Consider the following 11,367-nt stretch of genomic DNA (forward strand, 5'->3'; position numbering starts at 1 on the left):
GCGGACGGGCCTGCCCACGCCGTGGACACCACGGTGGGTGTGGCGCCGGTGAGGCTGCCGCCCAGCGAGGCCGAGGAACGCGCCCGATGGCAGGAGCAGCAGACCCGCGAGGCCGGCGGCGACCACGCAGGTGAGACGCCGGTGTGGATGCTGCGTCGCGACCTCGGGATGCTCGCCGCGCGTCTGGCCGCGGGAGAGGCCGAGTTCCTCACCCTCCTGGCCGAGCTCGACCACCGGGGCGGGTGGGCCGAAGCCGGGATCGTGTCCTGCGCCCACTGGTTGAGCCTGCACTGCGCCATGACCACCGGCACCGCCCGCGAGCACGTCCGCATCGCCCGCGCCCTCACCCACCTGCCCCTGATCCGGGCCGCGTTCGCCGCCGGACGCCTGTCCTACTTCAAAGTCCGCGCCCTGACCCGCACCGCCACCCCCACCGACGAGGCAGACCTGCTCGGCGTAGCCCTATGCGCGACCGCGAACCAGCTCGACCGGTTCGTCGCCGGCGTGCGCACCGCCGAAACCCTCACCGACATCAACCTGCGCCACCAGCGCAGGTCGTTGACCTGGCGCACCGACACCGACGGATCCATCCTCATCAGCCTGCGCTGCAGCCCCGAAGACGGCGCCACCATCCTCGAAGCCATCCACCACACCCACGACCACCTCACCACCACCAGCGCCAACAGCCGCGTGGACAGCAGGAACGGCGCGGACGGCGGCGGCGCGGACAGGTGTGCCGCCGACAGCGGCGGCACCGGTTCGGTCGGCGGGGGCGGCAGCGGCGCGAGCGACGACCAGGCGTCCGCCGAGCCCCACCCCGGGGTCAGGGTCGCGACCAGGGCCCAGGCCCCGGGCAAGGCCGGACGGCTGGCCGCCTCCCGGCTCGATGCCCTCGTGCTGCTGTGCGCAGAGGCGACCCTGCCCGGTAAGGAACCCGGCACCTGGAAACAAGCCCTCGGATCCCGCCGCAGCGAGACCATCCTGCACGTCACCCTCGACGACCTCGCCACCGCCGTACAACCCCGCACGCGCACACCGAACGCCCAGGCGCGCGACACGCCGGGCACGTTCCCGCGGGAACGCCCAATACTCCCGCGGGGCTCGGAAGCGACGGGGCTGACGCGGCGGGCGACACGCCGAACAGCGTTCCCGCGGGAACGTCGAGCGCATCACGAGCGGGCGGCGCGAGCCGGCTGATCGGGCCAAGGCTCGAGCTGGGACCCGCACTCCACCCCGAGACCGCCCGACGCCTGACCTGCGGCACCGGCATCACCCTCATGCTCCACCAACCCGAACCCGACACCAGCGCCGGCGTCGGGTCCGGCGCCGCGGCAGCAGGCACTGCGGGTGGTGCGGCGTTCACCGTCATGCCCGCCGCGAGGCCGGGCGCCACCATCGACGTCGGACGACGCCGCCGCCTGGCCACCCCCGCCCAGCTCAAAGCCCTCTGGGAACGAGACCACGGCCGCCGCGTCCCCGGCTGCGAACGCCGCCGCTACCTGCACGCCCACCACCTCATCCACTGGGCCGACGGCGGACCCACCACCCTGAACAACCTCGTCCTCGTCTGCAGCCAGCACCACCGCCTCCTCCACGAAGACACCTACGCCCTGCACCTGCACCACCAAGGCCGCGGCGTGACCCTCACCGACCCCAACGGCCGCGTCGTCGCCACCAGCGGACCCACCACCGCGACCGGCTGGGCCGGCGCCATGAGCGCAGCCGCCGCACGAGCCGAGCAGAACCAGGACGGCGAGCAGGGCCACCTCGCAGCGGCCCTGCCACCCGTCCCCCTGCCCACCCGACCCGGCGACCTGCCCCTCGACCCCGTCAACGGCGGGCCCCTCAACCTCGCCTGGGCCACCACCATCACAGCCACCAACCGCGACGTGACCCGAGCCACCCCCGGCGCCGCCTGAGGCCGCCCACCGCACGGGACCGGCACGGCAACGCACTCACCGTCCCGCGCCGGAGGAGACCTTCAGCTCCGGCACCCCTCGACACCTCGCAGGAGCGCGTCCGGAGACGAGAGCGCATCCCGATCGAGCGCGCAGTGCTTCCACTCGTGGGTGTTCGTATGGGGGTTCTGCTGCACGAAGACCTCGACGTCGCCGCCGGGCAGTGCGCGGACGTGATAGATCACGGGGCCGTCCGTCTCCCCGAAGCTCGCGCGGAGCTCGGCGCCCGCGCCCGCCGCACCGTCGTCGAGGCAGTCGAGGCCCGCCTGGGAGAACGCGGGCAGCTCGGTCAGGTCGACCCGGATCTCCTCGCACTGGGGCAGAGGCTCACGGTCGTCGAAGTCGGCCTTCGCCGCGTTGAGCGGCACGGCCGCGCAGGACACGAGGAGCAGGACCACCGACAGCGACAGCCACGCCGGCCGCCGAGCCGCTCGCACCGCCCGATGAGTCGACGCGTGCACGCGCGCCGTCCCTCCCGGTCGCCGTCGACGCGCGCGCTCGACGGCGAGCGGCTGGCACGACGACGTCGCACCATCCTGGGGCAGCAACCGCGACGAGGACATCGGCAAACAGTCAGGGCACGAACGGCAGCAGCCGGCGCGCGCGGGCGTACTCGCGCTCCGCGGCGGACAGCACGTCCGCCCAGTCCGCGGCGGGCGCCACGGTGCGGTTGTGGTCGCGGATCGCCTCGCGCAGCGCGTCGTCCCGCGCGAGGCGTACGACGGCGGCCGCGAGCCCCGCGTCGTCGTCGGCCAGGAGACCGTCGGTGCCGTCCGCGACGAACGAGGCGACCCCGGTCCCGGCTCGGGCCACGATCGGCAGGCCGGCGGTGCGCGCCTCGAGCGCGGCGATCCCGAACGCCTCCAGCCGCGCGGGCGAGACGAACACGTCACGCCCGGCGTAGAGCTGCGGCAGCGAGGTGCGCGGCACGCGGCCCAGCAGCGTCGTCGCGTCCGCGACGCCGCGCCGCCGCGCGTGCCGACGAACTGCGCCTGCGTCGGGCCCGTCCCCCGCCACGGTGAGGGACACCGCGCCGCGGCCGAGCTCCGCCGTCGCGTCGGCGAGCACGTCGACCAGCACCCGGGTGCGCTTGCGCGGCGCGACCCGCTGCGTCGCGACCAGCCGGAGCACGCCGTCGGCCGCTCGCGGTGGACCGCTGGGACGCCAGTCGGAGATCGTGAGCCCGTTGGGCAGCACGCCCACCTCGGCGGGCGCACCCTCGACCGGGAACGACCGCGCCACGCGCTCGGCGGCGACCTCGCTCACCGCCGACAGCGCGGCGCTCTCACCGTCCCAGCCCAACGCGTCGGCGCCGCGGCGCACGAGGGGCTCCACGCCGTCGAGCATGCAGTGCCACGTGATCGCAAGGGGCCGGCGCAGCGCGCGCGCGACGCGGGCGCCCTGGTACGCGAAGGGTGAGACGACCCCGGCGTGCACGTGCACCACGTCGGGCGCGAGCTCCTCGATGACCTCGTGCAGCAACGTGGTTCCGCGCGGGTTGACGGGCAGGCCCCCGACCCAGCGCGACGCCAGCCGGTGCACCACGACCCCGCGCGAGTCCGTGCCCGTCCCGCTCCACCGCGCGGCGGCCCCGGGGCTCGCGGCCGTCGCGGTGAGCACGTGCACCTCGTGCCCGGCGGCCACCTGGTGCGCCGCGAGGTCCCCGACCTGCGTCTCGATGCCACCCACCCGGGGCGCGAAGCAGTCGCTGACGTGCGCGATCCTCATCGCCGCGCGCTCACTCCCACTCGATGGTCCCCGGCGGCTTGCTCGTGACGTCGAGGGTCACCCGGTTCACGTCCGCGACCTCGTTGGTCACGCGGGTGGAGATCCGGGCCAGCACGTCGTACGGCAGCCGGGTCCAGTCCGCGGTCATCGCGTCCTCGGACGACACCGGCCGCAGCACGACCGGGTGGCCGTAGGTGCGGCCGTCGCCCTGGACGCCCACCGAGCGCACGTCGGCGAGCAGCACCACGGGGCACTGCCAGATCTCGCGGTCCAGGCCCGCGAGCGTGAGCTCCTCGCGCGCGATCGCGTCCGCCGCACGCAGGGTGTCCAGCCGTTCGCGGGTGACCTCGCCGATGATCCGGATACCGAGGCCGGGACCGGGGAACGGCTGGCGCCACACGATCGCCTCGGGCACGCCGAGCTCGAGGCCGACGGCGCGCACCTCGTCCTTGAACAGGGTGCGCAGCGGCTCGATGAGCGAGAACTGCAGGTCCTCGGGCAGCCCGCCGACGTTGTGATGGCTCTTGATGTTGGCCGCACCCTCGCCGCCGCCGGACTCCACGACGTCGGGGTAGAGCGTGCCCTGCACGAGGAACTCCACCTCCTCGCCGTGCGCACCCGCGGCGGTCACGACGTCGCGCGCGGCCTGCTCGAACACGCGGATGAACTCGCGCCCGATGATCTTGCGCTTGGTCTCCGGGTCGGTCACGCCCGCGAGCGCCTCGAGGAAGCGCTCCTGCGCGTCCACGACGACGAGGTTGACGCCTGTCGCGGCCACGAAGTCCTGCTCGACCTGCTCCGCCTCGCCGCTGCGCAGCAGCCCGTGATCGACGAAGACGCACGTGAGCTGGTCGCCGACGGCGCGCTGCACGAGGGCCGCCGCGACCGAGGAGTCCACGCCGCCGGACAGGCCGCAGATGACGCGCTTGTCCCCGACCTGCGCCCGGATCGCCTCGACCTGCTCGGCGATGACGTTGCCGGGCGTCCAGTCGGGAGCCAGCCCTGCGCCGTCGTACAGGAAGTGCTCGAGCACGGCCTGGCCGTGCGCGGAGTGCTTGACCTCGGGGTGCCACTGTACGCCGTAGAGGCGCCGCGTGGTGTCCTCGAACGCCGCGACCGGTGAGCCGGGCGAGGTGGCCAGGACGTCGAAGCCGTCGGGGGCGCGGTGCACGGCGTCGCCGTGGCTCATCCACGCCGTCTGGTGCTCGGGGGTGCCCGAGAGCAGCACGCCGGCCTCGCAGACGGCGACCTCGGTGCCGCCGTACTCGCGCAGGCCGGTCTGGGCGACCTCGCCGCCGAGCGCCTTGGCCATCGCCTGGAAGCCGTAGCAGATGCCGAGCACCGGGACCCCCGCCTCGAACAGCGCGGGGTCGACGAACGGTGCACCGTCGGCATACACCGAGGCGGGCCCGCCGGACAGGATGATCGCCGCCGGGTCCTTCGCGAGCATCGCCTCGGCCGAGGTGGAGTGCGGCACGATCTCGGAGTAGACCCGCGCCTCGCGCACCCGGCGGGCGATGAGCTGGGCGTACTGGGCGCCGAAGTCGACGACGAGGACGGGACGGTGCGCGGGGGGCGCGGGGGTCTGCGTCACGTCGTCCAGGATAGGCGCGGTCATGCGCGCCGGGTCGCGACGGGCCAGCGCGCGGCGCGGCCCTCGACGACGAACGACAGCACCGGAACGACGCCGCCCGCCACCATGACGACGAGGCGCCCGAACGACCACCGCGCCTGGCTCCACAGCTGCAGGCAGGTGACGGCGTAGATCAGGTAGATCCAGCCGTGCACGAACGGCACCCAGCCGAGTGCGGAGTCGACCCAGTCGACCTTGAGCACGTACTTGAGCAGCATCTCCACGCACAGCAGCAGGAGGAACGAGCCGGTCACGAACGCCATCACCTTGAACCGGGTGAACGCGCTGCGTGTGCTGGGGGCGGTCGAGGCGGGCTGAGGAGCGGGGCGGGTCGAGTCGGTCGAGTCGGCCGGCGCGGGCACTGCAGTCATCACGGTCCTTCCACGGGAGGTTCACCCATTGTGGCAAGATCCCGGCGCTCGCCTGTCAGGATGTCCGCGTGCCAGCACAGCCGACGCACGGCGTTCGCAAGCTCCGCTCCCGATGGACGTGGATCGCCGCCGGTGTGGCTGCTCTCCTCGTCGTGGTCCTCGCGGTCGTGCTCGTCGTCCGCAGCCGGGACCAGGCCGAGCAGCGCGACCTCGCGGCGCAGTGGCGCTCCGACGTGACCGCCTGGTCCGGCGACGTCGTGACCTCGCTGCCCGATCCCGCGGTGCGACTCGCGCCGCTCGCCACGGGCGCCGCGAACGAGACGGCCGACCAGGTCGCGGCGCTGCGCGCGGAGTGCGACCGCGCCGCGACGACGGCGAGCGACGTCGCCGCGCTCGCCGGTCCATCCGCCCCGCCCGCGGACCTGCGCGAGAGCACGCCGGGCTACGACGAGCTCGCGGCCGAGGTCACCTCCGACGCCGCGGCGCTGACCACCTACCAGGGCGCCGTGGCCGACGCGGCCGCGGCGCAGGCGACGTGGTGCGCCGGCCACCCCGACCTCGCCCAGGTCACCCTCGACCAGCAGGCCGGGCTCGCGACCTACCAGGCTCTTCTCGGGGCGTGCTCGGTCGCCGACACCGGGTGCCTGCCCGCCGACACCGCGCAGTGGGCCGCGGTCGCCGACGCGATCGGCCCCGCGTACGCCGAACCCGCGCGCTCGCGCGCCACGCTCTACGGCTCCGTCTGCCCGGTGCCCACGCTCGCCGACGTGTGCGCGCTGCTCGCGCAGCAGAACACCGAGCTCGGTGACCTCTACGACGCCTACGCGCAGGCGCTGCGCGGCGGCGTGCCGGCCGACGTCGACGCGGCCCGCTCCGCGATCCAGGCCGCCCGGACCGCCCAGGACGCGGCCCTGGGCGAGGCGCTGACCACGGCCGTGCCCGGCGCCACCGGCGCGCCGACGGCGGTCCTCGCCGCCGCGGTCGCGCAGGCCGCGATCGACGCGGACCTCGCCCGGGCGCAGGCGGAGGACCCGTTGCTCGTCGCGATCGGCTGAGCGAGTCACGGGCAGGTCAACGCCGGACCGTCCGCACGTGTGGCTCGCACCATCTCAAGACCATCGGGGCACCAGAATCCTCGAATCGTTTCGAAATGGCTTGGTGAGGGGCCCCCGACCCACCTAGCGTGGTCACGTGCTCGAGCTCCACCGCCCCTTCCCCGACCGCGCCCCGACCCGCGGCGCCGGCCGCTACCTCGGCTGGGTCGCGGCCCGGCAACCCGCGCTGCTCGCGGCCTGCGTCGGGTTCGGCATCGTCAACGCGCTCACCCAGGCGATCGCCCCCTACATCCTCGGCCGGGCCATCGACGACGGCCTCGGTCACGGCTTCGGGCCGGAGCTGTGGACCTGGTGCGGCGTCCTGCTCGGCGTGTGGGTGATCCGCGCTGCCAACGGCGCGATCAGTCACCGCGCCGACGTCGCCGCCTGGCTGCGCGCGTGCCTGGGCACCGTCGGCCTCCTGGACCGCACCGTGACCCGCAGCGGAGAGTCCCTGCGGCGCACCGTCCCCACCGGCGAGGTGCTCGCGACCGTCGCGTCGGACGCGCCTCGGATCGCGGAGGTCTACGCCTTCGCGGGCCGGTTCGTCGGCAGCCTCGTCGCGTACGTCGTCGTGGCCGCGATCCTCATGTCCAGCTCCGTGCCGCTCGGCGTCGCGGTGCTGCTCGGCATCCCGCTCGTCGCGGGCCTGCTCGCGCTCGTCGTGCGACCGCTGCAGAAGCGCCAGGCGGAGCACCGCGAGCAGAACGGCCGGCTCACCACGCTCGGCTCCGACACCGTCGCGGGCCTGCGCGTTCTGCGCGGCATCGGCGGCGAGGACGTCTTCACCGCGCGGTACGCACAGCAGAGCCAGCGCGTGCGCGAGGCGGGCGTCCGAGTCGCGGGGACGCAGTCGATCCTCGACTCCCTCCAGACCCTCCTGCCCGGGCTCTTCCTCGCGGGCGTGATCTGGTACGGCGCGCGGCTCGCCGTCGCGGGCGAGATCCAGCCCGGCGAGCTCGTGGCGTTCTACGGCTACGCCGCGTACCTCACCAACCCGCTCAGCTCGGCCACGCAGGGGGTCTCGATCCTCACCCGCGCGCGGATCGCCGTCGCGCGCGTGCAGCGCGTCCTGGTGGTCACGCCGCGCACGAGCGACGAGGGCACCACCGACCGGCCGCTGCCGCGCCGGGGCGATCTCGTCGACCCGGCGAGCGGTCTCGCCGTCGCACCCGGGACGTTCGTCGCGCTCGTGAGCGCCGACCCGGACGCGAGCGCCGAGGTGGCCACCCGCCTGGGCCGGTTCGACGACTCCGACCCCGCGCCGTCGCCCACGTTGGGCGGCGTGCGGCTGCGCGAGGTGCCGCTGTCCCGCGTGCGCGAGCGCGTCGTGGTCTCCGAGGCGACCCCGACGCTGTTCACCGGCGTGCTCGCCGAGGAGCTCGACGTGCGCGCCACCGGCGCACCCGACCTCGACCGCGTCGCGGCCGCGCTCGCGGTGGCAGACGCGGGCGACGTGCTCGACTCCGTGCCGGACGGCCTCGCCGGCCGGCTGGAGGAGAAGGGCCGGTCGCTGTCCGGCGGGCAGCGACAGCGCGTCGCGCTGGCCCGCGCCCTGCTCACCGAGGCGGACGTGCTCGTCCTCGTGGAGCCGACCTCCGCCGTCGACGCCCACACCGAGGAGCGCATCGCGGCCTCGCTGCACCAGGCGCGGGAGGGCCGCACCACGGTGGTCGTCACCGCGAGCCCGCTCGTGCTGGACAAGGCCGACGAGGTGGTCCTGCTCGACGGCCCTCGGGTGCGCGCCCGCGGCACCCACCACTCCCTCATGCACGACGCCGAACGCGCCGCCCGCGGTGACCTCACCGGGGAGCCCGCCGCTGCCGCGGTGGCCTACCGCCGGATCGTCAACCGCAGCGTCGACGACAGCCCGGCCGAGACGCCGGGCAACCGCGACGGCGCGACCGAACCCGACCCCGCGATGGCAGGTGAGACCCGATGAGCACGACGCTTCCCGTCGCCGACGCAGCCCAGCTGCGCACGCAGTCGGCGGCGCTGATGCGCCGCCACCTGCGCGGCTTCGTCGGCATGGCCGCGCTCCAGGCCGCCGCCGCGTGCGCCGGCCTGGCCGGCCCGTTCCTGCTCGGCCGGATCATCGACGGGGTCGTGGCGGGCAGCCCGGTGTCGGCGCTTGACCAGGCGGTGGCGATCCTCGTCGTCGCCGTCGTCGCCCAGTCCGTCACCGTGCGCTACGCCCAGCGCGCCTCGATGGTGCTCGGTGAGCGCGTCTTCGCCGAGCTGCGCGAGCAGTTCATCGAGACCGTGACGTCGCTGCCGCTGTCGACCGTGGAGAAGGCCGGCACGGGCGACCTCGTCAGCCGCACCACGAACGACGTCGACCGCGTGCAGCACACGATCCGGTTCGGCATCCCCCGGGTGCTCGTGGCCGTCTCGACCATCGCGCTCACCGTCGTCGCCACCGTGCTCGTCAGCTGGGTCACGGCGCTCGCGCTGCTCACCGCGCTGCCGCTGCTCATCGGCGCTGTGCGGTGGTACCTGCGCCGCGCGACCCCGCGCTACCTCGAGGAGTCGGCGGCCTGGGCCGCGATGAACGGCACGTTCACCGAGTCGGTCGAGGGGGCGCGCACCGTCGAGGCGCTCGCGCTCGCGGCCCGACGCCGGGCTCGCGGTGAGGCGGACATCGACCGCATCGTGGAGAAGGAGTCCCGGACGCTCACGCTGCGTCAGGTGCTTTTCCCCGCCGTCGACATGGCGTTCGGCATCCCGAGCGTCGTGGTGCTGCTGTGGGGCGGCTGGCTCGCGTCCCAGGGGCACGTCACGATCGGCGCCGTCACGACGGTGGCGCTCTACACCGTGCAGCTCATGGGCCCGGTCTGGGAGCTCATCTTCTGGGTCGACGAGATCCAGGTCGCGACCGTCTCCCTCGCCCGCATCTTCGGCGTGAGCGACGTCGCGCCCGACCGCACGGCGACCGACGAGGAGCCGCAGGACGAGCACATGGTCGCGCGCGACGTCGAGTACGCCTACCGCGAGGGCGTGCCGGTGCTGCACGGCATCGACCTCGACCTCGCGATCGGTGAGCGGCTCGCGATCGTCGGACCCTCGGGCGCCGGGAAGTCGACGTTCGGCCGCATGCTCGCCGGCGTGCACCCGCCCACCGCGGGGCGCGTGACGGTGGGCGGCGTGCCGCTCGTGCACCTGCCGCTGGAGGACCTGCGCGGTCACGTCGCGCTCGTCACGCAGGAGCACCACGTGTTCGTCGGCACCGTGGCGGACAACCTCCGCCTCGCCCGCGCCCAGGCGACCGAGCGCGAGATGGACGAGGCGCTGCTCGCCGTCGACGCTCTCGGCTGGGTCCGCGACCTGCCCGAGGGACTCGAGACGGGCGTGGGCTCGGGCGGCCACGAGCTGACGCCCGCGCAGGCCCAGCAGATCGCGCTCGCGCGGCTGGTGCTGCTCGACCCGCACACCCTCGTGCTGGACGAGGCGACCTCGCTCATCGACCCGCGCCAAGCGCGCGACCTGGAGTCCTCCCTCGCGGGGGTGCTCGAGGGCCGCACCGTGGTCGCGATCGCGCACCGCCTCTACACCGCGCACGACGCGGACCGGGTGGCCGTGGTCGACGGCGGCCGGATCACGGAGATCGGGTCGCACCACGAGCTCGTGGCGGCCGGGGGTGCGTACGCGCGGCTCTGGCACTCCTGGCAGAGCGAGTAGGGCCTACGGCCGGGCGTCCTCGCCGTCCTCGCGCCGCGCGAGCGCCTCGTCGCGCACCAGCCGGTACCAGACCACGAGCGCGAACAGGCCGAAGACGTACCACTCCACGGCGTAGGCGAGGTTGCGCAGATCGACGCCGCCGCCGTCGTCCAGCGTCGGCCGCGGCACGGTCTCCATCGGGGCGTCAGCGTCGGTGAGCACGAGGTAGGCGTTGTAGATCGGCAGCCCCCACTCCCCCGCGAAGTAGGCGGGCGAGATCGAGCCGAGCTCGCCGGCCGCGAGGCCGGCCCGCGGCACGTACGCCTCGCCCGCGTCGAGCCCGCCCACGAGGGTGAGCTCGCCGTCGGGCGCCGCAGGCACGTCCGCGGGATCGGTGACGAACCCGCGCACGACGGCGAGCCACGGCGAGTCCGGATCGTCCGTCCGCAGGGGGGTCACCACGAGGTACCCCTCCTGGCCGTCGACCACCCGGCCGGGGATGAGGACCCCCTCCTGCGGCTCGTAGGTGCCGGTCACGGTGACGGGGACGCCGACGTGCACGCCCATGAGGTGGGCGCCGGGCTCGAAGACGGACGCGAGCGGCACGGGGTCGGCGCCGCTGGTCGCGGCCTCCTCCGACGCCCGGGCGGCCTCGGCGCGCTCGAACGCACGGTCGATCTGCCAGGCGCCGAGCCGCGCGCAGACCACGGCCGCCACGACGAGGAGGGCCAGCAGCCCGAGCATCCGCCGGGTGCCGGCGGCGGCGAGCAGCTCGCGCCACGAGGGGCGCGGTGGCTTGGGCGGCTGGGGTGAGCGCACCCCCGGTTCGCGCGACGGCGCGCCTGGCGGGGCTGGCTGACTCACCCCTCCAGCCTACGTTCCGGCCGGGCGCCGGGCGGCCCGGCGCTGTGAGGCGCGCCACGCCG

At 74.7% G+C, this 11,367-nt stretch carries 10 protein-coding genes; 5 read left to right on the forward strand and 5 right to left on the reverse strand.

Annotation, left to right across the window (positions count from 1 at the left end; all coding sequences use genetic code 11):
• Positions 1–168 precede the first annotated feature (168 nt).
• Both FH969_RS06500 and FH969_RS06505 read left to right on the forward strand, forming a co-directional pair.
• Complete coding sequence (locus tag FH969_RS06500) at positions 169–1,197, forward strand: DUF222 domain-containing protein (RefSeq protein WP_139986540.1); 1,029 nt, start codon at positions 169–171, stop codon at positions 1,195–1,197.
• Positions 1,198–1,277: 80 nt separating this feature from the next.
• Entirely contained in the window at positions 1,278–1,919 is a 642-nt protein-coding gene (locus FH969_RS06505; protein ID WP_139986541.1) for an HNH endonuclease signature motif containing protein, read from the forward strand.
• A gap of 62 nt (positions 1,920–1,981) precedes the next feature.
• Here the strand turns inward: FH969_RS06505 and FH969_RS06510 are convergent, their stop codons facing one another.
• The 4 genes from FH969_RS06510 to FH969_RS06525 form a co-directional block, all read right to left on the reverse strand.
• Positions 1,982–2,395, reverse strand: a complete 414-nt coding sequence (locus tag FH969_RS06510; RefSeq protein WP_180359702.1) for a hypothetical protein — start codon at positions 2,393–2,395, stop codon at positions 1,982–1,984.
• 136 nt (positions 2,396–2,531) lie between these two features.
• A complete protein-coding gene (locus FH969_RS06515; RefSeq protein WP_108719263.1) occupies positions 2,532–3,686 on the reverse strand; it encodes a glycosyltransferase family 4 protein in 1,155 nt (384 codons plus the stop codon).
• 10 nt (positions 3,687–3,696) lie between these two features.
• On the reverse strand, positions 3,697–5,304 hold the full coding sequence (gene guaA, locus FH969_RS06520; RefSeq protein ID WP_108719262.1) for a glutamine-hydrolyzing GMP synthase: 1,608 nt from the start codon (positions 5,302–5,304) through the stop codon (positions 3,697–3,699).
• The gene (locus FH969_RS06525; RefSeq protein WP_108719261.1) at positions 5,301–5,690 is read right to left on the reverse strand and encodes a DUF3817 domain-containing protein; all 390 of its coding nucleotides are present in this window, start codon (positions 5,688–5,690) and stop codon (positions 5,301–5,303) included. The genes guaA and FH969_RS06525 overlap by 4 nt, the downstream gene beginning before the upstream one ends.
• A 68-nt stretch (positions 5,691–5,758) precedes the next feature.
• Between FH969_RS06525 and FH969_RS06530 the strand changes: the two genes are divergently transcribed.
• From FH969_RS06530 to FH969_RS06540, 3 genes are all read left to right on the forward strand, one after another.
• On the forward strand, positions 5,759–6,745 hold the full coding sequence (locus tag FH969_RS06530) for a hypothetical protein (protein ID WP_139986543.1): 987 nt from the start codon (positions 5,759–5,761) through the stop codon (positions 6,743–6,745).
• Positions 6,746–6,881: 136 nt separating this feature from the next.
• On the forward strand, positions 6,882–8,726 hold the full coding sequence (locus FH969_RS06535; RefSeq protein WP_139986544.1) for an ABC transporter ATP-binding protein: 1,845 nt from the start codon (positions 6,882–6,884) through the stop codon (positions 8,724–8,726).
• Positions 8,723–10,462, forward strand: a complete 1,740-nt coding sequence (locus FH969_RS06540; RefSeq protein WP_139986545.1) for an ABC transporter ATP-binding protein — start codon at positions 8,723–8,725, stop codon at positions 10,460–10,462. Before FH969_RS06535 ends, FH969_RS06540 begins: the two co-directional genes overlap by 4 nt.
• Before the next feature lie 3 nt (positions 10,463–10,465).
• On the opposite strand, the gene FH969_RS06545 is transcribed toward FH969_RS06540, so the two are convergent.
• Entirely contained in the window at positions 10,466–11,305 is an 840-nt protein-coding gene (locus tag FH969_RS06545) for an SURF1 family protein (protein WP_139986546.1), read from the reverse strand.
• Positions 11,306–11,367: the final 62 nt, after the last annotated feature.

Origin of the sequence: Miniimonas arenae, from assembly GCF_006351005.1 — a bacterium.
GTDB classification, from domain to species: Bacteria; Actinomycetota; Actinomycetes; order Actinomycetales; family Beutenbergiaceae; genus Miniimonas; species Miniimonas arenae.